The sequence below is a fragment of the Microbacterium hibisci genome (assembly GCF_015278255.1).
Taxonomy (GTDB): domain Bacteria; phylum Actinomycetota; class Actinomycetes; order Actinomycetales; family Microbacteriaceae; genus Microbacterium; species Microbacterium hibisci.
The window spans coordinates 200,336-225,468 of record NZ_JADIJC010000002.1 but is presented as its reverse complement, the minus strand read 5'-3'; the positions used below and the strand labels follow the sequence as shown (position 1 = coordinate 225,468).

The following is a 25,133-nucleotide window of genomic DNA, read 5'->3' as shown; positions in this document are numbered from 1 at the left end:
CCAGCCCGGTGGGCGCGGTGCGCCCGAGCCCGGCCAGCCCGGCCGGCTCAGCGGCGGGGGATCGTCGAGCCCCGGATGATGAGGCGCACGGGCAGGTGGTGCGTGCCCTCGCCGATGTCGACGCCGTCGATCGCATCGAACACGCGCTGCGCCGCCTGACGGCCGAGCTGCTGCAGATTGGCGTCGATGCTCGTCAGCTCGGGGCGAGAGTTCGTCGCCAGCACCTCCCAGTTGTCGTAGCCGATCACGGCGAGGTCCTCAGGGACGTTGCGGCCGAGATCGCGCGCCGTGTCCAGCGCGCCGCGCGCGATCTGGTCCGATCCGCAGAAGATCGCGTCGACATCGGGGTGCCGCTCGAGCAGCAGAGCCGCGGCATCCCTCCCCCAGTGCTCGGTCCATTCCGAGAACATCGGATCGCCGACGAGCTCGAGTCCGGCCGCGTCGAGTGCCGCTCTCGCCCCCGCGATGCGGTCCTGCGCGGCCGCGTAGGTGGGGTCGCCGGTGATGTGGGCGATGCGCCTCCGGCCGCACGCGATGAGGTGCTCGATCGCCAGGCGCCCGCCGGCGTAGTTGTCGGGCGTCAGCGACAGGTCGCGCGGGTCGTCCGACGGCGCGTAGGCGTACACGACGGGCACCGGGATCTCCTGCCCGAGCGACGGACGCGGATCGGTCTGGCGCCCGACGACGATGATGCCGTCGACGCGGCGGCTCAGCAGCGCCTTGAGGTGATGCTGCTCGCGGATCGCGTCCCCGCGCGCATCGCACAGGAACACATTGACCTTCCCGGCGCCGAAGGCGTCCTCGGCGCCCATCAGGATGGGGATCATGAAGCGGCCCTCGAGGTCGCTCGTGAGGAGGCCGACGGTTCCGGTGCGCCCCGCGAGCAGCCCGCGGGCCATCGCGTTCGGCGTGAACGACAGCTCCTCGGCGGCGGCCACGACCCGGCGACGCGTCGCGGTCGCCACGTCGTCCCGGCCGTTGAGGGCCTTCGACGCGGTCGCGATCGATACGCCCGCCTTCCGGGCGACATCGCTCAGCGTCGCACTGCGTCCCCCGCCACCATCGCTCGGCGTCATCACCCCTCCTCGTAGCGGAAACGTTATCGAACCAACGTCTTGACCGCCCGTGTTCCCACACGATACCTTGCCGAAAGCGATTTCGATGTTTTCGGAATCCCACACAGCAGCGGCGCTGCCTCGCGCAGGCGCCCGCTCGACGATGAGCCAAGGAGACTGCAATGACACACACCCGACGTCGCGCCGCGGGCTTGCGGGCCGCGACCGCACTCCTCCTCTCGGGCGCCCTCGTGGGCCTGGCCGGCTGCTCCGGCACCGGGGGCGCGAGCACCGCGCCGGAGGACATCCCGACCGAGGGCACCGATGACGGCACCACCCTCACCCTGTGGACGCGCGCGCCTCTCGAGAAGCAGGCGAACCTGCTGGTGGACGCCTACAACGAGACGCACGAGAACCAGGTGGAGCTGACGGTCGTCCCGAACGACGACTACGTGGCCAAGGTCGGCGCGGCCGCCGGTTCGGGCGGTCTGCCCGACCTGTTCGCCGCCGACATCGTCTACGTGCCGAACTGGGTCGAGCAGGGCCTCTTCCAGGACCTGACCGCGCAGATCGACGGGCTGGACTACAAGGACCAGATCAACAAGGGCCACCTCTCGGCCGGCACCGATGCCGACGGCAACGAGCACGTGCTCCCCTTCGTGCTCGACCTGTCGATGCTGTTCTGGAACAAGGAGCTGTTCGAAGAGGCAGGTCTCGACCCCGACAAGGCGCCGGCCACGATGGCCGAGTATGCGGACGCGGCGAAGAAGATCCAGGCGCTCGGCAAGGACGGCGTCTACGGCACGGCGACAGGCCTGAACTGCGGCGGATGCCTCGTCTTCACCTGGTTCCCCAGCATCTGGGCATCGGGTGAAGAGGTCCTGAGCGACGACGGGCGCGAGTCGCTGCTCGCGAACGACGCCGCCAAGGAGATCTACGACACGTGGCGGGATCTGTGGGAGTCCGGCGCCGTGCTGCCGAGCTCGCAGGACGAAGCCGGACCGACCTGGACCGCCGGCTTCACCGAGGGCAACGTCGGCCTGATGTTCTACCCCGCTACGCTGCTGTCCTCGACCCCGTTCGACGCGGGCGTCGCCGGCATCCCCGGTGTCGACGGCGGCGCCTCGACGTTCGTCGGCGGTGACGGCATCGGCATCTCGAAGGACTCGAAGAAGGCCGCGCAGGCCTGGAACTTCCTGACGTGGCTGATGTCGGAGGACGCCCAGGTGGAGGTGCTGGCGAAGAACAACGACGTGGTCTCGCGCGCCGACTTCGCCGACAACGAGTACGCGGCCGAGGACCCGCGCCTGGTCACCATCAACGAGGTGGCGTCCGAGGGCGACACCCCGGTGGCCCTCAACTTCCAGCAGGCGTTCAACGCCCCGGGCAGCCCGTGGCTGACCCTGGTGCGCAATGCCGTGCTCGAGGGCACCGACACGGTCGACGCCGACAACGACGGCATCACCGAGATCCTCGCGCAGTGACCCGAGGCGGCGGCCCGTGCGACCGGGCCGCCGCCCCCACCCCCACCGGAGAACGATCACCATGTCTGCTCAGACGCTGAGTCCGACGACCAGCCCGCCGACCGCACCGCCCCCGCAACGCCGTACGTCGCGCGCACGCCGCGAGGCGCTCCGCGGCTGGCTGTACGCGTCGCCGACCGCTCTCTTCGTGGTGTTCGTCTTCCTCGTGCCGCTGGCGCTCGTGCTGCAGATGTCGGCCTCGGATTGGCCGCTGCTGTCGGGCAACCAGGGCTGGAACCTCCCCGACAACTACGTCGACGCGGTCGACCACCGGCTCTTCTGGGATGCCACGTGGTTCACGCTGAAGTACACGGTCATCACGACGATCCTGCTCATCGGACTGGGTCTCGGCCTCGCCCTGCTCGTGCAGGAGTCGACGCGCTGGAAGTCGATCCTGCGCACGTCGTTCCTCGTGCCCAGCGCACTGGGCCTGGCCTCGGCATCCCTCCTCTTCTACGTGCTCTACTCCCCGTACGCCGGGCCGTTCGCCGACCTGATGCAGTCGTGGGGCTTCACCTTCCTCGGCACCCCCGAGGGCGCGCTGTGGTCGACGGTGTTCCTGATCGTGTGGCGCTATGCGGGGTTCTACATGCTGCTCATGCTCGTGGGGCTGCAGGCGATCCCCGACGACGTCTACGAGGCCGCCCGCATCGACGGCGCGTCCACATGGCAGACGTTCCGCACCATCACACTGCCGCTGCTGCGTCCGACATTCGCGTTGACCATCGTGCTGTGCGTGACCGGGTCGCTGCTCGCGTTCGAGCAGTTCTACATCCTCACCAAGGGCGGACCCGACAACAGCACGATGACGATCGTGCAGCTGATCTACAACGTCGCCTTCCAGGGCCAGAACAACCTCGGCATCGCCGCCGCGCTGTCGGTCATCGTGCTCGGCGCCCTGATCCTCATCAACATCGCCCAGCTGCGCGCGTTCCGCCGCACCGACGAGGACTGAGGAGACCCGCCATGTCCGTGCAGACCCTTCCCTCGGCGACGACGCTCATCACCGTGAAGCCCTCTCGGCAGGGGCGCCGCTCGCCCGCCGCGCGGGTCGTGCTTGGCATCCCGTATGCGGTGCTCACGACCGCACTCGCCATCATGTTCCTGTACCCGCTCATCTGGACGGCCGTCTCGTCCGTCGCCCCGCGAGCCGGCACCAGCCAGCCTGAGGGCTGGGGCCTCGGCAACTACGCCGCGCTGGCGAACTACCAGGCCGGCATCTGGGTGTATCTGGGCAACTCGACGTTCGTCGCCCTCCTCACGGTGCTGCTGACCCTCGTCGTCTCGACGCTCGGCGGGTACGCGTTCGCGCGCTTCTCGTTCCCGGGCAAGAACCTGCTGTTCCTCACCGTGCTCGCGATCCTCATGGTCCCGTACACGACGCTGCTCATCCCGCTGTACGTGATCCTCAACGCCGTCGGCCTGAGCAATTCGCTCGTCGGCGTCGCGATCGTGCTCACGATGTTCCAGCTGCCGTTCTCGATGTTCATGATGCGCATCTCGTTCGAGTCGGTCCCGCGCGAGCTCGACGAAGCCGCGATGGTCGACGGTGCGACCACCTTCGGCGCACTGCGGCGCGTGCTGCTGCCGGCGGTGAAGCCCGGCCTGATCACGGTCGGCATGTTCGCCTTCCTCGCCGCCTGGAACGACTTCATGGCGCCCCTCATCCTGATCACGGACACCAATCGGATGACGCTGCCGCTGGCCGTCTCGAATCTCCGCGTGCAGGTGCAGGGCGTCATCGACTACGGGGCGACCGAGGCGGGGGTCGTCGTGCTCGCACTGCCCTGCGTCGTGCTGTTCCTCATCCTCCAACGCCACTACGTCCGCGGATTCATGTCGGGAGCCTTCAAGGGATGACCATGCAGACCACCACCACACCTCAGGCGCCCGTCGCACCGGCGCACGGCCGCCTGCGCCCGCTCGGCCAGGACGCCGTCCGCATCACCGGCGGCTTCTGGGGCGACCGTCAGGCGGTCAACGCGGCCGGGACGCTGCAGCACATCGGCTCCCGACTCGAGTCCGAAGGATGGCTGCCGAACTTCGACCTCGCCGTCGCCGGCACGCTCCCGGCAGGCCGGCGCGGACGCGAGTTCTCGGACTCCGAGGTGTACAAGTACCTCGAGGCGCTCGCGTGGGAGATCGGCCGCAGCGACGACGCCGCGCTCGAGGAGCGGTTCCGTGCGGTCGTCGCCCGCGTCGCCGCCGCCCAGGAGCCGGACGGCTACCTCAACACGATGTTCGGCCGACCGGGCCAAGGAGCGCGGTGGTCCGACCTCGAGTGGGGCCACGAGCTCTACTGCCTCGGACACCTGTTCCAGGCCGCGGTGGCCAGGGCACGGACTCGGCCGGATGCCGACGACGGCCTGCTCGAGATCGCCCGGCGCGCCGCCGACCTGGTGTGCCGCGAGTTCGGCGCGGACGGCCGGGACGGCATCTGCGGGCACGCCGAGATCGAGGTGGGACTCGCCGAGCTCGCGCGCGCGACCGGCGACGACCGCTACCTCGAGCAGGCGCGGCTCTTCATCGAGCGTCACGGCCGCGGCACGCTGCGCGACATCGAGTGGGGGCGCAAGTACTTCCAGGACGACCTCCCCGTCCGCGACGCCGAGGTGCTGCGCGGCCACGCGGTGCGCGCGAACTACCTGTCGGCAGGCGCAACCGATGTCGCGGTCGACACCGGCGACACCGAGCTGCTCGACGCCCTGCGGCGCCAGTGGGACCGCACGGTCGCGCGGCGCACGTACGTCACGGGCGGCCAGGGATCCCATCACCAGGACGAGGCCTTCGGCGAGGACTGGGAGCTGCCCGCGGACCGCGCCTACTCCGAGACGTGCGCGAGCGTCGGCTCGATCATGTTCTCGTGGCGGCTGCTGCTCGCCGGCGGCGATCCGCGCCACGCCGACCTGATCGAGCGCACGCTCTACAACGTGGTCGCCACCTCGCCGGCGCCCGACGGACGCGCGTTCTTCTACGCCAACACGCTGCATCAGCGCGTGCCCGGCGTGCTCGCCGACCCCGACACGACGTCGCCGCGCGCCTCGTCGTCGCTGCGCGCGCCGTGGTTCGAGGTGTCGTGCTGCCCGCCGAACGTGGCCCGCACGCTGGCGAGTCTGGACGCGTACGTCGCCACCGCCGACGCCGAGGGCGTGCAGCTGCACCAGTACGCGCCCGCCATCGTGCGAACGACCCTCGACGACGGCCGCCGGGTCGCCTTCGACGTCGAGACGGACTATCCGGTCTCGGGGCTGATCCGCGTGATCTCGCGAGCGGATGCCGCCACCGACGCGCCCTGGACGCTCACGCTGCGCGTGCCCGCGTGGGCCGAGGGCGCGCGGGTTCAGGTGGTGACGGCCGACGGGGCGGTTGCCGAGGACCGCGAGGCGACGACCGGTTCGGTGGAGGTGCGGCGCGCGTTCCGCGCCGGCGATGTCGTCGAGCTCGACCTGCCGATGGCGCCGCGGCTCAACGCCCCGGACGAACGCATCGACGCCGTGCGCGGATGCCTGGTCGTGGAGCGCGGGCCGGAGGTGTTCGCGCTCGAGTCGGTCGATCTCGGCGCGACGGGGGTCGACGATGTGGCCGCTGTCGCGCTGGCGCCGGCCGCCGTGCCCGTCGAGCGTGACGGCCGCGTGTGGATCGAGGTCGTGCCGCTCACGGCCGACGGGGGCGGCTGGCCGTACACCGCGCCCGGCGGCGCGCTCGAGGCTGCGGCATCCGTCCAGGTCCCGCTCGTGCCCTATCACGAGTGGGCAGAGCGGGGACCCTCGACGATGCGCGTGTGGATCCCGGTGGCCGACTGAGCGTGCGGCGTCACAGCGGCGCGCTCGCGAGCTCGGCGACCGCGCCGAGCCCGTCGAGCTCGGTCGTGGCGTGCAGCGAGAACCGCAGCCGGTCGTCGCCGTGCACCGTGACCGTCACGCCGTGCGCGGCGAGCCGGCGGCGGCGCTCCCCCGCCGATCCGTCGCCCCACCGCGCGACGACGATCCCGGCGCGATCGGCGGGCGGCCGCGGCGAGACGACCTCGGCGCCCGCCGCGTCCAGATGCGCGATCAGCGCCTCGACCCGCTCCGAGATCCGCTGCTCGATGAGGCCGACGCCGACGGAGCCGATGAGTTCGAGCGCGGCCGCCAGCATGCGCGCCGAGGCGGGCGAACCGTTGGTGAGACCGAGATGCTTCGCACCGGCGAGCGCGGGATGCCGCGTGCCGTCGTACTCGCCGGGGCGCTCGACTCCCGTCCACCCGCTCAGCCTCGGCGACATCGCCGCCAGCGCGCGCGGCGACACGGTGACGAACCCGGTTCCCCACCCGGCCCGCAGCCACTTCTGGCCGCCCGCGATCACCACGTCGGCGTGCTCGAACGGCATGTCGACCGCGCCGGCGGCCTGGATCGCGTCCACGACGAGCAGCCGATCGCCGATCACGCCGCGGATGCCCGCGAGGTCGGCACGCCATCCGGTGCGGAAATCCACCGCGCTGACGGCGACCGCCGTCGTCGTCGGGGCGAGCGCGTCGGCGATGCGCTCGGGCGTGACCGGCGCGGTCAGCTGCGCCGCGGGCAGATCGCGCACCCGCAGGATGCCGAGCTCCTCCGCGCGCCACCAGGGGTACAGGTTCGCGGGGAACTCGCCCCTGGACACCAGCACCTCGCCCCCGCGCAGCGCGAAGGCGACGTGGAACAGCCCGAGCGAGGTGCTGGGCACCAGCGACACGTCGGTGGCCGGCACGCCGACGAGACACGCGACCCGCTCGCGCGCGCGGAGATCCTCCGCCGCCTCGTCGACGTCACCCTCGGCGGCCGCGCTCCAGAACCCGGCTGCCGCCGCGCCCACGCCGAGCGACGGCGGCCCGAACCGCGCGAAGTCGAGATGTCCTGAAGTCGCCGCGAACGCGTGGAGGTACTCCTCGACCGCGGTCGCGCTCGGCGTGTGTTTCGCGGGTGTAAACATCAGACCTCCAGGATGACGATTCGGTCACGACCGCATCGGCACGGGCGCGCGACGCGATAGAAAACTCTAGGTATTAGGTGCAGTTGTACATTGCACCGTCATGTTGTTTCATTGTTGAGTCACTCGACGCAACGGAGCAAGAGGAAAGGAACGGTCGCCAGATGACCTCCAAGATGAGAGCCGCCGGAGTAATCGCGGTCGGCATGAGCGCAGCCCTGCTGCTGGCCGGATGCTCCGGGGACACGACGTCCTCGGCACCGACGCAGGGCACGTCGGACCAGCCCCAGAAGGGCGGCACGGTGCACATGCTCCAGAACGCCGACTTCTCGTACCTCGACCCGGCGCGCGGCTGGGACGGCGGGGTCAACGCGTTCTACCGCCTGCTCTACCGCGGCCTCACCATGCAGGCCGCCGGAGATGCCGACGACCCGAACGCGATCGTTCCCGACCTCGCCGAGTCGCTGGGCGAGGCGTCCGAGGACGGCCTGACCTGGACCTACACGCTCAAGGACGACCTCGCGTTCGACAACGGCGACCCGATCACCTCGGCCGAGGTCAAGTTCGGCATCTCGCGCGCGTGGGATCCGCAGATCGGCATCGGCTCGCCCTACCTGAAGAACGTCATCGACGCTCCCGCCGACTACGAGGGTCCCTACGTCTCCGGCGAGATCCCGACGATCGAGACGCCCGACGAGAAGACGATCGTCTTCCACCTCAAGGCACCGTTCCCCGAGTTCGACAACGTGCTCGCGCAGTCCAACGCGGTGCCCTTCCCCCTCGGCACGGGCGGCGGCGACGAGTTCATCAACGACGTGATCGCCTCCGGCCCGTACACCCTCGACAGCTACACGCCGGGCAGCACGATCAAGCTCGTCCGCAACGAGCACTGGAACGCCGAGACCGACGACGTGCGCAAGGCGTACCCCGACGCCTGGCAGTTCGACATGGGCATCGACGGCGCGACGATCGAGGAGCGGATGATCGCCGGCCAGGGCGACGACGTCAATGCGATCGCGGGCAAGATCTCCGGCGCCGCGCTTCCGCGCATCCAGACCCCCGAGCTGCAGGAGCGCGCCATCAAGGCGCCGGCCTTCTGCACGACCTACATGTCGATGAACACCACCAAGGAGCCGTTCGACGACGTGCGCGTGCGTCAGGCTGTCAACTGGGCGCTGGACCGCACCACCGTGCAGAACGCTTCGGGCGGCAACCAGCTCGCAGACGTCGCCACGACCATCATCCCGCCGGCGGTGAACGGCCACCGGGAGTTCGACCTGTATCCCGCCACCGACGAGGGCGGCAACGTCGAAGAGGCCCAGGCCCTGCTCGCCGAGGCCGGCCTGCCCGACGGCTTCGACTTCACGCTCGACATCCGCTCGCAGCCGGCGATGCAGGCTCAGGCGGAGGCTGTGCAGCAGTCGCTGGAGAAGGTCGGCATCACGGCCAATCTCAACGTGATCGACACCGCGATCTACTACGAGACGATCGCCACGCCGGCGCAGCAGAACGACGCCGCCATCACCGGCTGGTGCCCCGACTGGGCGTCGAGCGCCAGCACGTTCATCCCCCCGTTGTTCGACGGCGCCATGATCACCGAGAAGGGCAACCAGAACCTCGCCCAGCTCAACGACCCGGCCGTGAACGCGCGGATCGCAGAGGTGCGGGCGATGACGGACGTCGACGAGGCGAATGCCGCGTGGGGCGACCTCGACGAGCAGATCATGGAGCTCGCTCCGATCGCGCCGCTCGTGTTCGAGAACGGCATCTTCCTGCCGGGCACGAACATCGCGGGCTACTACCCCAGCACCAACATGACCGATCTCACCATCGTCGGTCTGAAGGACCCCTCGAAGGGCTGAGCATGACCATCCCCTCGACCGTCATCGAGGTCGAGGCCACGCCGGGCGGCGACCCAGTACTCGAAGAGTCACTGGCGAACCGCCCGGCCTCTGGCCGCAAGCTTCTCCACGGATTCCTCGCCGATGTGCCGGCGATGCTCTCGCTCGCCTACATCGTCCTGATCCTGCTCATGGCGATCTTCGCCCCGCTCCTCGTGCTGCTGAGCGGGTGGGGGCCGTACGAATTCGACCAGAGCGCGATCGATCCGAACATGGGCTCCATCCCCCTGGGCCCGCTCGGAGGCATCAGCGCCGAGCACTGGTTCGGCGTCGAGCCCGGCAGCGGACGCGACATCTTCGCCCGCATCGCCTACGGCGCACGCGTGTCGATGACCGTCGCGCTGTCAGCCACCTTCCTCACCACGATCCTGGGCGTGGTCTTCGGACTCCTCGCCGGCTACTTCGGCGGGTGGATCGACACCGTCGTCTCGCGGGTGATGGAGTTCCTGATGGCCTTCCCCGCCCTCATCTTCATGATCGCCATCCTGTCGGCGCTGCCCTCCGACAACCGCGTCGTGCTGCTGGTGATCGTGATCTCGTTCTTCGGCTGGCCCTACCTCGCGCGCATCGTGCGCTCCCAGACGCTGTCGCTCAAGGAGCGCGAGTTCGTGGAGTCCGCGCGCGCCTCGGGGGCCTCGGGCGCGCACATCATCTTCCGCGAGATCCTGCCCAATCTGATGTCGACGATCGTCGTCATGGCGACACTCGCCGTGCCCGGCTACATCGGCACCGAGGCGGGGCTGTCGTTCCTCGGCGTCGGCGTCGTGCCGCCGACGCCCAGCTGGGGCCAGATGATCGCCGCGGCGGCGCCCTGGTACGCCGTCGATCCGATGTACTTCATCATCCCCGGCACCTTCCTCTTCCTGCTCGTGCTGTCGTTCACGACGCTGGGTGACCGCATCCGCGTGCTCATCGGCAGCTCGGAGGTGCGTGCATGATCCGCTACGTCGGCTCCCGTGTCCTGGGCATGCTCGTCGTGCTCTTCCTGGTCACCCTCTTCACCTACGTCATCTTCTTCGTCCTCTCGCCCGACCCGGCGGTGCAGATCTGCGGCAAGAACTGCAACCCGGAGCGCATCGAGCAGATCCGCGCCAACCTGGGCCTCGACCTGCCGTTCTGGCAGCAGTTCTGGGAGTACGTCTCGGGCCTGTTCACCGGCCGCGAGTACGTCGTCGCCGGCGCCGTCGTGAGCTGCCCCGCCCCGTGTCTCGGCTACTCGTTCCAGACCGGCCAGCTCGTGAGCGAGATGATCGTGCAGCGGCTGCCCATCTCGGCGACGATCGCCATCGGCGCCGCGATCCTGTGGCTCATCGGCGGTCTCGTCGGCGGCGTGCTGAGCGCCGTCCGCGAGGGCAGATTCACCGACAAGTTCATCGCCGGTCTCACCCTCGGCGCGATGTCGATCCCCAACTACGTGCTCGCGCTCGTGCTGCAGTTCGTCCTCGTGGTCGCGCTGGGCTGGCTTCCGTTCCCCCAGGCGGTGCCGTTCGCGGACGATCCCGGTCAGTGGTTCCTCAACTTCCTCATGCCGTGGATCGTGCTGGCCGTCGGCTACGCGGCGGTGTACACGAGGCTCACCCGCGCGAACGTCATCGAGACTCTGCAGGAGAACTTCGTCCGCACCGCCAACGCGAAGGGACTGAGCGCCGCGCTGGTCTGGCGCCGACACGCCCTGCGCCCCGCACTCACCCCGATCGTGACGATCTTCGGCATGGACATCGCCGGGCTGCTCGGCGGCGCGGTGATCACCGAGACCGTCTTCGGCCTCAACGGCGTCGGCAAGCTCACCGCCGACTCGATCTCGTCGAACGACCAGCCGGTGATCATGGCGGTGACGCTGCTGTCGGCGTTCTTCGTCATCGTCGGCAACCTCGTCGTGGATCTGCTGTACACGGCGATCGACCCTCGCGTACGGACGGCGGCGCGCGCATGACCGGAGAGAACGTGAACCCTACGACCAGCGACCTGCTGCGCGTCGAAGACCTGAGCGTCGAGTTCCGCACGGCGAACGGCGTCGCCCGCGTGGTCGACTCCGTCGACTTCTCCGTGCCGCGCGGCGGCGCCCTCGGGATCGTCGGCGAATCGGGGTCGGGCAAGTCGATGACGAGTCTCGCGATCATGGGCCTGCTGCCGAAGGGCGGCGCGGCGACGGGCTCGATCGCATTCGACGGCAAAGACCTTCTGACGCAGCGCGAGAGCGCGATGCGCCGCATCCGCGGCGACCGCATCGCGATGATCTTCCAGGACCCGCTGTCATCGCTGAACCCCTACTACACGGTCGGCGTCCAGATCGCCGAGGCGTACCGCTCGCACCGGTCCGGGGTGTCGGCGCGCGCCGCGAAGAAGGTCGCGATCGAGGCGATGGAGCGTGTCCACATCCACGAGGCGGCTCGCCGGGCGGACCACTACCCGCATCAGTTCTCGGGCGGCATGCGCCAGCGCATCATGATCGCGATGGCACTCAGCATGGAGCCCGACCTGATCATCGCCGATGAGCCGACGACCGCGCTCGACGTGACGGTGCAGGCGCAGATCCTGGCGCTGCTCGCCGAGATCCGCCGCGAGACGGGCGCCGGGCTGATCCTGATCACGCACGATCTCGCGGTGGTGAGCGAGGTGGCCGACCGGATCGTGGTCATGCGGGGCGGGCGCCTCGTCGAGAAGGGGACCGTCGAGGATGTCTTCAGCGATCCCCAGCACGAGTACACCCGTCGGCTCCTCGATGCGGTGCCGCGCATCGACGACGAGATCGGCGAACTCCGCACGACGGCCGTCCCCGTCCTGCCCGCGAAGGAGAAGCGATGACGGATGCCACGCCCCTGTGCCGTGCGACCGGTCTGGTGAAGGAGTTCACCAGCCACGGAGCGATGCTCGGCCGCGCCACCACCTTCCGCGCCATCGACGACGTCTCGTTCGACGTGCACCGCGGCGAGACCCTCGCCCTGGTCGGCGAGTCCGGCTCGGGCAAGTCGACGACGGCGCGCATCGTCGCACGCCTGATGGAGCCGACCTCCGGCACGGTGGAGTTCGAGGGCCAGGACGTCACGAAGCTCAAGGGCCGTGCGCTGCACTCCTTCCGCAGCGACGTCCAGGTGATCTTCCAGGATCCGTACTCGTCGCTGAACCCCCGGCACACCGTCGAGGGCCTGGTGACCGCGCCGCTGCGCTACCAGAAGCGCAAGATCCCGGGCGGGGCGCGCGCGTTCACGCGCGGTCTGATGGAGCGGGTGGGTCTGAACCCCGACCATTCCGGGCGCTACCCCGCGCAGTTCTCGGGCGGCCAGGCGCAGCGGATCGGCATCGCGCGCGCTCTCGCGGTCGGCCCCAAGCTCGTGATCTGCGACGAGGCCGTGTCGGCGCTCGACGTCTCGGTGCAGGCGCAGGTCATCAACCTGCTGCGCTCGCTCCAGCGCGACGAGGGGTTCGGCTACCTGTTCATCGCGCACGACCTCGCCGTCGTGCGCCAGATCGCGACCCGCGTGGCGGTCATGAGCAGGGGCCGGATCGTGGAGCAGGGCGAGCGCGACCGCATCTTCACCGACCCGCAGGACGAGTACACGCGCACGCTCCTCGCGGCCGTCCCTCGTATCGACCCGGCGTGGGACGCGCGCCGACGCGAGGCGGAGAGACGCCGCACGGCGATGGCATCGGAGGCCTCATGACGACCACGTACCACCTGCCCGGCATCCACGTGACCGAGACTTACGTCGACGTCCCGCTCGACTGGGACGACCCAGGCAGCCCTTCGATCGAGGTGTTCGTGCGCGAACTCGTCGACCCCGCGCGGGTGAGCGACGATCTTCCGCTCCTCACCTACCTGCAGGGCGGCCCCGGCGGCGCCAACCCGCGCCCGCTGCGACGCGACGGCTGGCTCGACGAGGCGCTCGCCGACTACCGCGTCGTGCTCGTCGACCAGCGAGGCACGGGGCGCAGCCACCCGCTGGAGGCCGCCGACGTCGAACCGCTGGGCGGCGAGGCCGGCGCCGACCTCCTCGCGCTGTTCCGTGCCGACTCCATCGTCCGCGATCTCGAGCACGTGCGAACGACGCGCTACGGGGGCCGCCGTTGGGCGACCCTCGCACAGAGCTACGGCGGCTTCCTCACCCTCACCTACCTCTCTCTCGCACCCGAGGCGCTGGCCGCCTGCTACGTATGCGGAGGAATCCCGGGCACGCCGCCCCGCGCGAGCGAGGTCTACGCGCGCACGTTCGACCGCGTGGCGCAGAAGACGGCCGAGCTCTACCGGCGGTTCCCCGACGACGCCGCGGCCGTCGGCCGCATCGCCGACGTGCTCTCGCAGCAGGAGGTGCTTCTCCCCGACGGCGACCGTCTGACGGTCCACCGCTTCCAGTCGCTGGGAATCGACCTCGGCATGAAGCCCGGGCACGAGCGCCTGCACTGGCTCATCGAGAAGGCCTTCACCCGGCCGGGGCGGCTGTCGACGGGGTTCCTGCAGGATGCCATGTCGCTGACCTCGAGCGCCGGCGGCCCGCTGTTCTGGACGCTGCAGGAGTCGATCTACGGCGACCCGGAGAGCGGACCCACCGGCTGGGCGGCCCAGCAAGCGCGGGACGCACGGCCCGAGTTCGACCCGGATCGCCGACCGCTGCTCTTCACGGGCGAGATGGCGTTCCCGTGGATGTTCGACGAGGTGCGTCTGCTGCGCGGCTTCCGCGATGCGGTGCACTCCCTCGCCGCGCGGAGCGCGTGGACGCCGCTGTACGACGCCGACCGGCTGGCCGCCTCGCAGGTGCCGCTCGCCGCGGCCGTGTACTTCGACGACATGTTCGTGGATGCGGGGCTGCAGCTCGACTCGCTGTCGCGCATCGGCAACGCCCAGTACTGGGTCACCAACGAATTCGAGCACGACGGAATCGGTTCGGGCCGGACGTTCACCGCGCTGCGGGAACTCGTGCGCGACCGCGGAGGAGAGACACGATGACGCACCAGCACACCGCCGACGTCCGGCCGCCCTACGCGGGCTCGCGGTACCCGCGGCTCGCCGAGATCCCGGCCTTCACGGAGTTCATCGCGACGGGGTGGGACGACGTCGCCGTGCACCCCGCGCTCCCCGTCGGCACCGCGGCGGCCGCGGCATCCCACCGGGCGCGCCTGAGCGCGGCCCTGCCTGGCCTGACGCTCGTCGCCGCGGCAGGCACCGCACCCATCCGCAACGACGACGCGGCATACGGATTCCGCGCCGACAGCAGCTTCGTGTGGCTCACGGGCTGCCAGGTCGAGGACGCCGTACTGGTGATGTGGCCCGTCGCCGGCGGCCACGACGCCGTGCTGTACCTCCCGCGCCCGTTCCGGCCCGGCGACACGGGCTTCTTCTCGGATGCCCTGCACGGGGAGCTGTGGGTCGGCCCCTCGGCGGGGCTGCCGGAGTGGAGCGACGCCCTGCAGGTGACCGTCGAGCCGCTCGAGGCGCTCGAGGCGCGGCACGCCGATCTGCGCGGCGCGCATGCCGCGCGGTCGGCAGCGTCGCTGGCGGCGGCCACGGGCGCCTCGGTGTCGCCGGAGCTCGAGCGCACGCTGTCGCGCCTGCGGATGGTCAAGGACGAGTGGGAGATCACGCAGCTGCGCGCCGCCGTGGACGCGACGGTCGGCGGGTTCGCGGCCGTGGTCGCCGAGGTGCCCCGGGCCATCACCGACGGTCTCGGCGAACGCTGGCTGCAGGGCACGTTCGACCGGCATGCCCGCACGTTCGGCAACGGCCCGGGGTACTCGACGATCGTCGGCTCGGGGGCGCACGCCCCGATCCTGCACTGGGTGCGCTGCGACGGGCCGATCCTTCCCCACGCCGCCCTCCTGCTCGACATGGGCGTCGAGGCGCACTCGCTCTACACGGCCGACGTCACACGCACGGTGCCCGCGTCCGGCACCTTCACCACGTCTCAGCGGGCGGTGCACGACCTCGTCGAGAAGGCGCACCGCGCCGGGCTCGCGCAGATCCGTCCCGGCACGCCGTACCTCGACTTCCACTTCGCCGCGATGGAGGTCATCGCCCAGGGGCTGCACGACTGGGGGCTGCTCCCGGTGTCGGTCGACGAGGCGCTCTCCCCCGCGGGCCAGCAGCACCGCCGGTACCTGGCGTGCGGCATCGGGCACCACCTCGGGCTGGACGTGCACGACTGCAGCCAGGCGCACTACGAGGACTACATGGGCGCCGACCTCGAGCCGGGCGTCGTCATGACCGTCGAGCCCGGACTCTACTTCCACGCCCACGATCTGACGCTGCCTCCGGAGCTGCGCGGCATCGGGGTGCGGCTGGAGGACGATGTGCTGGTCACCGGATCGGGCTCGGAGGTGCTGTCCGCCGCCCTTCCTATCGACGCGGCGGGCGTCGAGCAGTGGACCCGGGTGCACCTCGGATCCGCCGCATGACGACGGCGACCGCCCCGCGGCGGGCAGTCGACTTCCCGCTCGCCGACGTCCGGCTGGGCGCGACGAGCGTGTTCCAGCGCGCCCGCGTCGAGATGCTCCATCTGGCCCGCGTGTACCCGGTGGATCGGCTGCTCGCGGTGTTCCGCGCCAATGCCGGGCTCGACACGCGCGGCGCGCTGCCGCCGGGGTCATGGGAGGACTTCGGTCACCCCGCGGAGGACTCGTGGAGCGAGCACGACTACCCGGGTCGGGAGGGCGCGCAGACCGCCAACCTGCTGCGCGGCCACTACGCCGGGCATTTCCTGTCGATGCTCGCCATGGCCGCCTCCGGAGAGTCCGACCCGGCACTGCAAGCGAAGACCGAGGAGTTCGTGACGGGGCTCGCCGAGGTGCAGGCTGCGCTGGCGGCGACGGGCCGCTACTCGCACCCCGGCTTCCTCGCCGCGTACGGCGAATGGCAGTTCTCCCGCCTCGAGGACGGCGCCCCGTACGGCGAGATCTGGGCGCCGTACTACACGTGCCACAAGATCATGGCCGGGCTTCTGGACGCATACGAGCTCACCGGCAGCGCGCAGGCGCTCACCGTGGCGACGGCGATGGGGCACTGGGTGCACGGCCGCCTCTCGCGGCTCGACGACGCCCGCCGACAGCACATGTGGTCGCTGTACATCGCGGGCGAGTTCGGGGGGATGAACGAGACGATGGCCCGACTGGCCGTCGTCGCCGGCGAGCCTGTCTTCCTCGAGACGGCGCGCATGTTCGACCAGCACGAGCTCGTCGCCGCGGGCGCATCGCACCGCGACATCCTCGACGGCATGCACGCCAACCAGCACCTGCCGCAGCTCATCGGCTACGTCCACGAGTACGAGGCGACCGGCGAGCGCGATCACCTGGACGCCGCGGTGGGGCTGTGGGATCAGGTGATCCCCGGCCGGATGTACGCGCACGGCGGCACCGGTGAGAGCGAGCTGTGGGGTCCCGCGGGCCGGGTCGCCGGCGACATCGGACACCGCAACGCCGAGACCTGCGCGACCTACAACCTGCTGAAGCTCTCCCGGCTGCTGTTCCAGCACACGCTCGACCCGAAGTACATGGAGTACTACGAGCGCGGCGCGCTCAATCACATCCTCGGCTCACGACGAGACGCCCGCTCCGACACGAGCCCCGAGGTCGCCTACATGTTCCCGGTGCATCCGGGAGCCCTTCCCGAGTACGACAACGTCGGCACCTGCTGCGGCGGAACCGGCCTGGAGAATCACGTCAAGTATCAGGACTCGGTGTTCTTCCGGGGCGTGGGCGCCGACGCCGAGCTGTGGATCAACCCCCACACCTCGGCGACGCTGACGTGGCGCGAGCGGGGAATCCGGGTGGTCGTCGACTCGGATCTCCCTCTCGCCTCGGCGGTGCGAGTCCGGGTGCAGCGGCTCGACGCATCCTCCGCGCCGGTGCCGCTCACTCTGCACGTCCGCGTCCCCGAGTGGGTCGCGGGCCATGCGAGCGCGTACATCGGCACCACGACGGTCGCGGAACGCGCGCCTGCGGGGCAGTATGCGGTCGTGGAGCATGAGTGGAGCGCGGACGACGAGCTGGTCCTCGAGCTGCCGATCAGCCTGCGGGCCGTCCCGACGCCGGACGACCCGCAGGTGAGGCACCTCGCGTTCGGCCCGAGCGTGCTGGCGGCACGGTCCGACAGCACGACGTGGCTGGAGCTGACCCTCGACCGCCGGCGCCTCCTGGACGGCACGATCCTCGCAGACGATGCCGACCCCGGCGGATCTCTGGCGTCGCGGGGAGCCGTGCACGTCGACGGCGTGCCCTTCGAGCCGGTGTGGACAGGATCCGACGCCAGGTACCACATGTACGTGCGCTCGGCTGACGCCACCATCGGCTTCGCGGGCTTCGACACGGGCGTCGCCGCACGCCGTCGCGAAGACGGAACGACGATCCTCAACGACGTGTGGGCCGAGCCGCTCCCTCGAAGCCGGAGCGCGTTCGTCGCGCGCGTGCTCGGGGCTGTGCGCGGCGGTCACGCCGACGGCCTCCTCGCCCTCCCAGAGGCGCGCACGGTCCTGCGCGGCGCGATGGAGCTCGACACAGGCGCTCTGCACGCCGAGCCGGAGGACACGCCCGACCTCGCCGCGGCCGCGGCGTGGCTCGAGCAGGCGGCGGACGCCGAGGACGCGGCATCCGTCCCGATCGTCGAGATCCTCGTGGGCGAGCCCGCCGCGTCCGGCTGGCACACCTTGCCGCCCCGGATCAGCGTGCGCACGGCACCTGGTCAGCGGGAGCTCGACGCTGTCGAGGTGCGCATCGCCGGCGGTGAGTGGCAGGAGTACACCGGCGCGTTCGCGATCGGCGCCGAGGGCTCTGTGCGCGTGGAAGCACGCGCGCGCGCCGAGGGGCGCACGGGGTTCGCGGTGCGCACGCTGCACATCGACACGACTCCGCCGCGGACGGAGGCACGGGTGAAGTCGCTCGGGTCGAGCGTGGAGATCACGTTCGTCGCGCGCGACGACGTGTCGGGCGCGGAGCGCATCCAATGGGAGGGGCCGGGAACCTTCTGGGCGACGTTCCAGGAGGCCTTCGTGCGGGCGCTCACCGATGAGGAGCAGATCATCGAATACGCCGCGACCGACCGCGCGGGCAACGAGGAGCCGCGCCGCCGGCTCGTGCTGCCGCCACGCCGTCCGGCGTAGACGGAACCGACTCACGGTGATTACAATTGCAATTGCACCCATCGACAATGGAGACATGATGACCGACCGCAAGCCCTGGCACGGTGTGAACCTCGCCACGACCCTCCCCATCAATCCCGATTTCTCGGTGAACTACGACGCGTACGCCGAGCACGTGCGGTTCACGACGTCCCACGGCGTCACGGGGATCATCCCGAACGGGTCGCTCGGCGAGTATCAGACGCTCACCGAGGACGAGCGGCGGCAGGTCTATCTGACCGCCGTGGAGGCCGCCCCCGCGGGCACGGCCGTCATCCCCGGCGTCGGCGCGTACGGAGCGCTCGAGAGCGTCCGCCTCGCCGAGCACGCCGCCGAGCACGGCGCCCCCGCCGTCATGCTCCTTCCGCCCAACGCGTACCGCGCGAGCGACGACGAGGTGGTCGACCACTTCCGCCGGGTCGCGGCTGTCGGCCTGCCGGTGCTGGCCTACAACAACCCCATCGACACCAAGGTCGACCTGCGCCCCGACCTGCTGGCACGCCTGTACCAGGAGGGGCTCATCGTCTCGGTGAAGGAGTTCTCGGGCGACGTGCGCCACGCATTCGAGATCCGCGAGCTCGCACCCGGCCTCGACATCTCGATCGGCTCCGACGACGTCGTGCTCGAGCTGGGCATCAACGGCGCCGTCGGGTGGGTCGCCGGCTACCCGAACGCGATCCCCGCCTCGACCGTCGAGCTGTACAATCTGTCGACGTCCGACGACCCCGCGGACTGGGTCAAGGCGCGCGAGATCTACCGCGATCTGCACGCGCTGCTGCGCTGGGACTCGAAGACCTGGTTCGTCCAGGCGATCAAGCTCTCGCAGGAGGTCGCCGGCGTCGCGCCCGCCGGCATCACCACGCGCCCGCCGCGCCTGCCTCTGCCCGAGGACGTCCGCGCGCGTATCATCTCCGACACCGAGGCCGTCCTGGCCAAGGGCTACCGCTGATCCGAGGACCCGAATGCGATCGAAGCGCGTGTTCCACGCCGTCGACTCCCACACCGAGGGCATGCCCACCCGCGTCATCGTCGGCGGCGTGGGCGTGCTCCCGGGAGCGACGATGGAAGAGCGTCGTCAGTGGTTCATGGCGAACAGCGACGACGTCCGCACCCTCCTGATGTACGAGCCCCGCGGCCACAGCGCGATGAGCGGTGCGATCCTGCAGCCTCCGACGCGCCCGGACGCGGACTTCGGCGTGCTGTACATCGAGGTGTCGGGCTGCCTTCCCATGTGCGGTCATGGAACCATCGGCGTGGCCACCGTGCTGGTCGAGACCGGAATGGTGCCGGTCGTCGAACCGGTGACGACCATCCGGCTCGACACCCCGGCGGGTCTCGTGATCGCCGACGTCGCCGTGACCGACGGCCACGCCGAGCGCGTGACGATCCGCAACGTGCCCTCGTTCGTGGTCGGGCTCGACCGCTCGGTCGACGTCCCCGGCTTCGGCGAGGTCTCGTACGACCTCGCGTTCGGCGGCAACTTCTACGCCATCGTGTCGCTCGACAGCCTCGGGCTGCCGTTCGACCGTGCCCGCAAAGACGACCTGCTGGCCGCGGGGCTCGCGATCATGGCGGCGATCGACGAAGCCGATGCCCCGCAGCATCCGCTCGACCCGACGATCCGAGGCTGCCACCACGTGTACCTCGAGGCGCCGGGCTCGACGGCTCGCCACTCGCGCCACGCGATGGCGATCCACCCCGGGTGGTTCGACCGTTCGCCGTGCGGCACCGGCACGAGCGCGCGCATGGCGCAGCTGCACGCGCGGGGGCTCCTGCCGCTCGACACCGACTTCGTCAACGAGTCCTACATCGGCACGTCGTTCACCGGCCGGCTCGTCGAAGAGACCTCGGTCGACGGCATCCCGGCGGTCGTCCCGACCATCACCGGGAGGGCATGGGTGACGGGCACCGCGCAGTACATGCTCGATCCGTCCGACCCGTTCCCGCGGGGGTTCCTGCTGTGACCTCCTCACCCGCGCTCGGCATCCCGGTCGTCACGGCGGCCGAGATCGACGCGATCTTCTCGCGCGGCGACGCGGTCGATGCGATCACGGCGGCCCTCCGGGCCGGCTGGGACATCGAGCACGATCACGACCGCCTGTTCGCCCCGCTCGCCGGCGGCGAGTTCCTGCTGATGCCGGCCGAGTCCTCGGCCTCGGCGGGCATCAAGGTGGCGACGATCGCGCCCGGCAACACCCGGCGCGGCCTGCCGAAGATCCACGCCTGGTACCTGCTGTTCGACCGCGACACGCTCGCGCCCCGCGCCATCCTGGACGGCGCACGCCTCACGACGCTGCGCACCCCTGCGGTGACGGCGGTGGCGGTCGCCGGGCTGCTGGCGGCCGATCCGTCCGGCCCCCGGACCTCGATCGGCCACCTCGCCATCGCGGGGTCCGGACCCCAGGCGGTCGAGCATGCGCTCACGCTCGCCGACCGGCTGCCGGTCGAACGCGTGAGCGTGATGGGGCGGACGCCCGACCGGGTCGAGTCCGCCGTCGCCGCGCTGCGCGGTGCCGGCGTCCGGGCACACGCCGGATCGCGGGACAACCTCGCGGCCGCCGACGTCGTGGTCACCGCCACCTCGTCGCCGGCCCCCATCCTCGACCTCGACGACATCCGCGCGGGCACCGTGGTGGCGGCGATCGGATCCCACGGACGCGGCCACCGCGAGCTGGGCGACCGGCTGGTGCGCGCCGCCGACCTCGTGGTCGAGGCGCGCGCGTCCGCCCTCCGGGAGAACGGCAATCTCGCCGCCGCCCGCAGCGACGGCGAGTGGGCCACGGGCGTCCAGCCGATCGCGAACCTGGCCGAGCTGGTCCGCGGCGAGGTCGTCAGACGTCCCGGTGCGCCGGCAGTGTACACGGGGGTCGGCATGGCGTGGGAAGACCTGGCCGTGGTGGAGAGCATCATGGGATCCACGCGAGTGGACGAGCCGATCGCGTCCGAGGAGGCGTACACATGACCGGTCCCGAGCTGCGCAGCGTCGTGCGCCTCAGCAAGCAGCCGAGCATCCGCGACACCGTGACCCGAGCCCTTCGCTCCGCCATCATCAGCGGCGAGATGCAGCCCGGACGCGTGTACTCGGCTCCGAGCCTGGGCGAGCAGTTCGGGGTGTCCGCCACTCCGATCCGCGAGGCGATGCTCGACCTCGTCCGCGAAGGCCTGGTCATCGCGCTCCCCAACCGCGGGTTCCAGGTCACCGAGGTGTCGCCGCAGGATCTCCGGGAGGTGACCGAGCTCCGCCTCATGCTCGAGCCGCCCGCCATCGAGCGGGCGACCCCGCATGTCCCCGCCGCGGCCCTGCCCGAGCTGCGCCGGCAGGCCGCGGCCATCGTCCAGGGCGCCGAGACCGGCGATCTGATCGGCTACCTCACGGCCGACAGCGACTTCCACCTGGCACTGCTGCAGTACGCCGGCAACGCCCGCCTCACCGAGCTCGTGGCCATGCTGCGCTCGCAGACACGGCTGTTCGGGCTCTCGGCGCTCGCCGAGCAGGGTCGTCTGACCTCCTCGGCACGCGAGCACGACGACATGCTCGATGCCATCGAGGCCGGCGACGCGGTCCGCGCCCGTGATCTCGTACACGCCCACATCGAGCATGTCCTGACCGACTGGTCCGACTACTCCGCCGCCGGGCCCGCGCCCGCGGGCGTCCCGAGACCGGCATGAGCGCGGCAGCACCCCGCTCGGACGTCGTGATCGTCGGGGCGGGGATCCTCGGCGCGGCCGTCGCGTACTTCGCCGCACACGCGGGACTGTCGGTGACGGTGGTCGAGCGGGGCTCGATCGCGTCCGGGACCACGAGCCGCTGCGAGGGCAACCTGCTGGTCTCCGACAAGGAGGTCGGGCCCGAGCTGGAGCTCTCGCTGTACTCGCAGACGATCTGGCGCGGCGAGCTTGCCGAGCACGCGGCGGACTGGGAGTTCGAGGCGAAGGGCGGTCTGGTCGTATCGTCGACAGCTCGCGGCAAGCGCGCGCTGGACGTGCTCGTGGCGCACCAGCGCGGTCTCGGCATCCGCGTCGACGATGTCACCGGCTCGCCGGCGCTGCGCGAGATCGAGCCGTATCTGAATCCCGCGATGACCGGCGGCGCGTTCTACCCGGACGATGCCCAGGTGCAGCCGGTCCTCGCAGCACACCACCTGCTGCGGCTCGCCCGCGACCGCGGCGCCCGGCTGCTGACGCACACTGTCGTCCACGGGATCGAGGTCAGTCGCGGCCGGGTCACCGGGATCGACACCTCCGCCGGCCGCATCGACGCCGGCGCTGTCGTCGTGTGCGCCGGGCCGTGGAGCGGCGAGGTCGCCGCGCTCGCGGGCGTCGAGGTTCCGGTGCTCCCCCGCCGCGGATTCGTCCTCGTCACCGAACCGCTGCCGCCGACCGTCCGCCACAAGGTGTACTCGGCGGAGTACGTCGAGAACGTCGCGAGCTCCGACGCAGGCCTGCAGGTCTCGTCCGTCGTCGAGGGCACACCGAGCGGCACCATCCTCATGGGCGCCAGCCGCGAACGGGTCGGATTCGACGCGACGTTCTCGCCCGAGGCGGTGGGCCGTATCGCACGCGCGGGAATCGAGCTGTTCCCCGTCCTCGCCGACGTCCAGATCATGCGCACGTACTCGGGATTCCGCCCGTACTGCCCGGATCACCTCCCCGTCATCGGAGAGGACGGACGGATGCCGGGGCTGTGGCACGCCGCAGGTCACGAGGGCGCCGGGATCGGGCTGTCGGTCGGGACCGCCAAGCTCCTGGTCCAGTCAATGCGGGGCGAGCGCACCGACCTGTCGCTCGAGCCGTTCCGCCCCCATCGCTTCGACGAGAGGCCCGCCGCATGAGCGCCGCAGAGCCCGACACCGCCGGAGAGCTCACCTTCGACGGCCGGCCGATCGCCTTCCGCCGCGGGCAGACGGTCGGCGCCGCGCTGACGGCGGCCGGAGTCTCGTCCTGGCGGATCACCCGCGGCACCGGCGAGCAGCGCGGACTGTTCTGCGGCATCGGCGTCTGCTACGACTGCATCCTGACCGTCGACGGCCATCGCGCGCGGCGCGCCTGCGTCACGGCCGCACGCGACGGACAGGTTGTACGCAGCGATGACCCGAGCGAGCCCCTGCCGGTGACAGGAGCAGACGTTGGCTGAGGCATCCGTCTTCGAACTCGCGGTCGTCGGCGCGGGGCCCGCCGGCCTGTCGGCGGCCGTCGCGGCGGCCGAGCGCGGCCTGATGGTCGCGCTGGTCGATGCGGCTGCGCAGACGGGGGGTCAGTACTGGCGCCACCCCGACGAGCAGCACCTCTCGGCCTTCTCGCGGCCGGAGTCGACCGGCCACCACCACTGGACGCACTATCGCGATCTTCGCGCACGGCTCCGGCGGGCCGTCGACGGCGGGCGGCTCGTCCACCTCGCCGCCCGGCACGTGTGGCGGATCGACCGCATCGACAGCCTGCTCGTGCTGCGCACGACGCCCGCATCCGACGTCGAGCGCGCCGGCGCCGGCGTTCCCGAAGCGGACTCGCGGGACGTTCGCGCGGAGCGCGTCGTGCTCGCCACCGGCGCCTACGATCGCCAGCTGCCGGTCCCCGGCTGGACGCTGCCCGGCGTGATGGCGGCCGGCGGGGTGCAGGCGCTCCTGAAGGCGAATCAGGTGGCGGCCGGCCGCCGAGCCGTCGTGGCGGGAACCGGTCCGTTCCTCCTTTCGGTGGCCGCAGGGCTCGCGGATGCCGGAGTCGAGGTCGTCGCGGTGTGCGACGCGAATGCGCTGTCGCGCTGGGCCGCCACGCCACTCCGGGCGATTCAAGAGCCCGGCAAGCTGTGGGAGGGTCTCGGGTACGCCGCGACGTTCCTCAAGCGCCGGATCCCGCTGCGCACCCGCAGCGTCGTCACCTCCATGACAGGCTCCGGCCGGGTCTCGCAGGTGACGATCGCGCGTGTCGACGCCCAGGGCCGGATCCGGCAGGGCACTGAGCGCGTCGTCGAGGCCGACCTCGTCGCGCTGGGCTGGGGGTTCACCCCGCAGCTCGAGCTCGCGGTCGGGCTCGGCGCGCGGACCCGCGTCGATGTCGACTCGTCGCTGGTCGCCGTCGCAGACGCCGACCAGCGCTCCACCTCGCCCGGGGTCTACCTCGCGGGCGAGGTGACCGGTATCGGGGGCGCCGTGCAGTCGTGCGCAGAGGGCGAGCTCGCGGCGCTCACCGCCGCTGTCGACGCCGGGCGCGCCGACGACGCACGCCGTCGCGCGCGCCTGCGTCGACGCATCGCTCGTGGCCGCCGGTTCGCCGTCGGCATGCACCGGGCCTCGCCCGTGCCCGCGGAGTGGCCGACGTGGCTCTCGCCCGACACGACCGTCTGCCGGTGCGAAGAGGTGGACGCCGCCGCGGTGCGCACCACCGTGACCGCCCTGGCCGCCGACGACCCGCGCGACGTGCGGGTCACGGCGCGCCCCGGCATGGGCCTGTGCCAGGGCCGCGTGTGCGGCTTCTCCCTCTCGTGCCTCGTCTCGGCCGAGGTGGGGCGACCCGCAGAGCCCACCGACCTCGAGCCGCTCGTGAAGCGCCCGCTGGCGGTCCCGCTGACCGTCGCCCACCTCGCAGCTCTCGCCGACCGAAAGGACTGAC

Annotated in this window: 21 protein-coding genes; 19 read left to right on the top strand and 2 right to left on the bottom strand. The window is 71.0% G+C overall.

The features are described 5' to 3' along the window. Nucleotides 1-47: 47 nt before the first annotated feature. Nucleotides 48-1,076 carry a LacI family DNA-binding transcriptional regulator gene (locus IM770_RS05155; protein WP_203580069.1) on the bottom strand — a complete coding sequence of 343 codons (1,029 nt, stop codon included), beginning with the start codon at nt 1,074-1,076 and terminating at the stop codon, nt 48-50. A gap of 161 nt (nt 1,077-1,237) precedes the next feature. Here IM770_RS05155 and IM770_RS05150 point away from each other — a divergent pair, with 161 nt between their 5' ends. The 4 genes from IM770_RS05150 (at nt 1,238) to IM770_RS05135 (ending at nt 6,381) form a co-directional block, all read left to right on the top strand. Further along, the gene (locus IM770_RS05150) at nt 1,238-2,539 is read left to right on the top strand and encodes an ABC transporter substrate-binding protein (protein WP_203580068.1); all 1,302 of its coding nucleotides are present in this window, start codon (nt 1,238-1,240) and stop codon (nt 2,537-2,539) included. Nucleotides 2,540-2,600: 61 nt separating this feature from the next. After that, a complete protein-coding gene (locus IM770_RS05145; protein WP_203580067.1) occupies nt 2,601-3,533 on the top strand; it encodes a carbohydrate ABC transporter permease in 933 nt (310 codons plus the stop codon). A gap of 11 nt (nt 3,534-3,544) precedes the next feature. Further along, nucleotides 3,545-4,438, top strand: coding sequence for a carbohydrate ABC transporter permease (locus IM770_RS05140; protein ID WP_203580066.1), 894 nt, complete (start codon nt 3,545-3,547; stop codon nt 4,436-4,438). Continuing rightward, entirely contained in the window at nt 4,435-6,381 is a 1,947-nt protein-coding gene (locus tag IM770_RS05135) for a glycoside hydrolase family 127 protein (RefSeq protein ID WP_203580065.1), read from the top strand. The genes IM770_RS05140 and IM770_RS05135 overlap by 4 nt, the downstream gene beginning before the upstream one ends. Before the next feature lie 10 nt (nt 6,382-6,391). Here the strand turns inward: IM770_RS05135 and IM770_RS05130 are convergent, their stop codons facing one another. Next, a complete protein-coding gene (locus tag IM770_RS05130; protein ID WP_203580064.1) occupies nt 6,392-7,528 on the bottom strand; it encodes an aminotransferase class V-fold PLP-dependent enzyme in 1,137 nt (378 codons plus the stop codon). Nucleotides 7,529-7,689: 161 nt separating this feature from the next. Here IM770_RS05130 and IM770_RS05125 point away from each other — a divergent pair, with 161 nt between their 5' ends. From IM770_RS05125 to IM770_RS05055, 15 genes are read left to right on the top strand one after another with little or no spacing between them, the layout of a single operon-like run. After that, nucleotides 7,690-9,387 carry an ABC transporter substrate-binding protein gene (locus IM770_RS05125; protein ID WP_203580063.1) on the top strand — a complete coding sequence of 566 codons (1,698 nt, stop codon included), beginning with the start codon at nt 7,690-7,692 and terminating at the stop codon, nt 9,385-9,387. A gap of 2 nt (nt 9,388-9,389) precedes the next feature. After that, on the top strand, nt 9,390-10,364 hold the full coding sequence (locus IM770_RS05120) for an ABC transporter permease (protein WP_203580062.1): 975 nt from the start codon (nt 9,390-9,392) through the stop codon (nt 10,362-10,364). After that, complete coding sequence (locus tag IM770_RS05115) at nt 10,361-11,359, top strand: ABC transporter permease (protein WP_203580061.1); 999 nt, start codon at nt 10,361-10,363, stop codon at nt 11,357-11,359. The genes IM770_RS05120 and IM770_RS05115 overlap by 4 nt, the downstream gene beginning before the upstream one ends. Further along, complete coding sequence (locus IM770_RS05110) at nt 11,356-12,231, top strand: ABC transporter ATP-binding protein (RefSeq protein WP_203580060.1); 876 nt, start codon at nt 11,356-11,358, stop codon at nt 12,229-12,231. The genes IM770_RS05115 and IM770_RS05110 overlap by 4 nt, the downstream gene beginning before the upstream one ends. After that, nucleotides 12,228-13,088: an ATP-binding cassette domain-containing protein gene (locus IM770_RS05105; protein ID WP_203580059.1), complete on the top strand. Its 861-nt coding sequence runs from the start codon at nt 12,228-12,230 to the stop codon at nt 13,086-13,088. Before IM770_RS05110 ends, IM770_RS05105 begins: the two co-directional genes overlap by 4 nt. Beyond that, nucleotides 13,085-14,368, top strand: a complete 1,284-nt coding sequence (locus tag IM770_RS05100; protein WP_203580058.1) for an alpha/beta fold hydrolase — start codon at nt 13,085-13,087, stop codon at nt 14,366-14,368. The genes IM770_RS05105 and IM770_RS05100 overlap by 4 nt, the downstream gene beginning before the upstream one ends. Next, nucleotides 14,365-15,813, top strand: a complete 1,449-nt coding sequence (locus IM770_RS05095; RefSeq protein WP_203580057.1) for an aminopeptidase P family protein — start codon at nt 14,365-14,367, stop codon at nt 15,811-15,813. Before IM770_RS05100 ends, IM770_RS05095 begins: the two co-directional genes overlap by 4 nt. Further along, nucleotides 15,810-18,509 carry a beta-L-arabinofuranosidase domain-containing protein gene (locus tag IM770_RS05090; RefSeq protein WP_203580056.1) on the top strand — a complete coding sequence of 900 codons (2,700 nt, stop codon included), beginning with the start codon at nt 15,810-15,812 and terminating at the stop codon, nt 18,507-18,509. The genes IM770_RS05095 and IM770_RS05090 overlap by 4 nt, the downstream gene beginning before the upstream one ends. Nucleotides 18,510-18,567: 58 nt before the next feature. Then, nucleotides 18,568-19,476, top strand: coding sequence for a dihydrodipicolinate synthase family protein (locus IM770_RS05085; protein ID WP_203580055.1), 909 nt, complete (start codon nt 18,568-18,570; stop codon nt 19,474-19,476). A 13-nt stretch (nt 19,477-19,489) separates the two neighbouring features. Then, the gene (locus IM770_RS05080) at nt 19,490-20,491 is read left to right on the top strand and encodes a proline racemase family protein (protein ID WP_203580054.1); all 1,002 of its coding nucleotides are present in this window, start codon (nt 19,490-19,492) and stop codon (nt 20,489-20,491) included. Then, entirely contained in the window at nt 20,488-21,489 is a 1,002-nt protein-coding gene (locus IM770_RS05075; RefSeq protein ID WP_203580053.1) for an ornithine cyclodeaminase family protein, read from the top strand. Before IM770_RS05080 ends, IM770_RS05075 begins: the two co-directional genes overlap by 4 nt. Continuing rightward, entirely contained in the window at nt 21,486-22,196 is a 711-nt protein-coding gene (locus IM770_RS05070; protein ID WP_203580052.1) for a GntR family transcriptional regulator, read from the top strand. The genes IM770_RS05075 and IM770_RS05070 overlap by 4 nt, the downstream gene beginning before the upstream one ends. Further along, nucleotides 22,193-23,359, top strand: a complete 1,167-nt coding sequence (locus IM770_RS05065) for an NAD(P)/FAD-dependent oxidoreductase (protein ID WP_203580051.1) — start codon at nt 22,193-22,195, stop codon at nt 23,357-23,359. Before IM770_RS05070 ends, IM770_RS05065 begins: the two co-directional genes overlap by 4 nt. Next, on the top strand, nt 23,356-23,661 hold the full coding sequence (locus IM770_RS05060; protein WP_203580050.1) for a (2Fe-2S)-binding protein: 306 nt from the start codon (nt 23,356-23,358) through the stop codon (nt 23,659-23,661). The genes IM770_RS05065 and IM770_RS05060 overlap by 4 nt, the downstream gene beginning before the upstream one ends. Then, nucleotides 23,654-25,132 (top strand): FAD-dependent oxidoreductase, encoded by a 1,479-nt coding sequence (locus tag IM770_RS05055; protein ID WP_203580049.1) that lies wholly within the window; start codon nt 23,654-23,656, stop codon nt 25,130-25,132. Before IM770_RS05060 ends, IM770_RS05055 begins: the two co-directional genes overlap by 8 nt. Nucleotide 25,133 lies beyond the last annotated feature (1 nt).

What these genes read in the sequence shown, in the direction of transcription:
- IM770_RS05155 (WP_203580069.1), bottom strand. Translation starts at nt 1,076, where the DNA reads ATGACGCCGAGCGATGGTGGCGGGGGACGCAGTGCGACGCTGAGCGAT.
- IM770_RS05150 (WP_203580068.1), top strand. Translation starts at nt 1,238, where the DNA reads ATGACACACACCCGACGTCGCGCCGCGGGCTTGCGGGCCGCGACCGCA.
- IM770_RS05145 (WP_203580067.1), top strand. Translation starts at nt 2,601, where the DNA reads ATGTCTGCTCAGACGCTGAGTCCGACGACCAGCCCGCCGACCGCACCG.
- IM770_RS05140 (WP_203580066.1), top strand. Translation starts at nt 3,545, where the DNA reads ATGTCCGTGCAGACCCTTCCCTCGGCGACGACGCTCATCACCGTGAAG.
- IM770_RS05135 (WP_203580065.1), top strand. Translation starts at nt 4,435, where the DNA reads ATGACCATGCAGACCACCACCACACCTCAGGCGCCCGTCGCACCGGCG.
- IM770_RS05130 (WP_203580064.1), bottom strand. Translation starts at nt 7,528, where the DNA reads ATGTTTACACCCGCGAAACACACGCCGAGCGCGACCGCGGTCGAGGAG.
- IM770_RS05125 (WP_203580063.1), top strand. Translation starts at nt 7,690, where the DNA reads ATGACCTCCAAGATGAGAGCCGCCGGAGTAATCGCGGTCGGCATGAGC.
- IM770_RS05120 (WP_203580062.1), top strand. Translation starts at nt 9,390, where the DNA reads ATGACCATCCCCTCGACCGTCATCGAGGTCGAGGCCACGCCGGGCGGC.
- IM770_RS05115 (WP_203580061.1), top strand. Translation starts at nt 10,361, where the DNA reads ATGATCCGCTACGTCGGCTCCCGTGTCCTGGGCATGCTCGTCGTGCTC.
- IM770_RS05110 (WP_203580060.1), top strand. Translation starts at nt 11,356, where the DNA reads ATGACCGGAGAGAACGTGAACCCTACGACCAGCGACCTGCTGCGCGTC.
- IM770_RS05105 (WP_203580059.1), top strand. Translation starts at nt 12,228, where the DNA reads ATGACGGATGCCACGCCCCTGTGCCGTGCGACCGGTCTGGTGAAGGAG.
- IM770_RS05100 (WP_203580058.1), top strand. Translation starts at nt 13,085, where the DNA reads ATGACGACCACGTACCACCTGCCCGGCATCCACGTGACCGAGACTTAC.
- IM770_RS05095 (WP_203580057.1), top strand. Translation starts at nt 14,365, where the DNA reads ATGACGCACCAGCACACCGCCGACGTCCGGCCGCCCTACGCGGGCTCG.
- IM770_RS05090 (WP_203580056.1), top strand. Translation starts at nt 15,810, where the DNA reads ATGACGACGGCGACCGCCCCGCGGCGGGCAGTCGACTTCCCGCTCGCC.
- IM770_RS05085 (WP_203580055.1), top strand. Translation starts at nt 18,568, where the DNA reads ATGACCGACCGCAAGCCCTGGCACGGTGTGAACCTCGCCACGACCCTC.
- IM770_RS05080 (WP_203580054.1), top strand. Translation starts at nt 19,490, where the DNA reads ATGCGATCGAAGCGCGTGTTCCACGCCGTCGACTCCCACACCGAGGGC.
- IM770_RS05070 (WP_203580052.1), top strand. Translation starts at nt 21,486, where the DNA reads ATGACCGGTCCCGAGCTGCGCAGCGTCGTGCGCCTCAGCAAGCAGCCG.
- IM770_RS05065 (WP_203580051.1), top strand. Translation starts at nt 22,193, where the DNA reads ATGAGCGCGGCAGCACCCCGCTCGGACGTCGTGATCGTCGGGGCGGGG.
- IM770_RS05060 (WP_203580050.1), top strand. Translation starts at nt 23,356, where the DNA reads ATGAGCGCCGCAGAGCCCGACACCGCCGGAGAGCTCACCTTCGACGGC.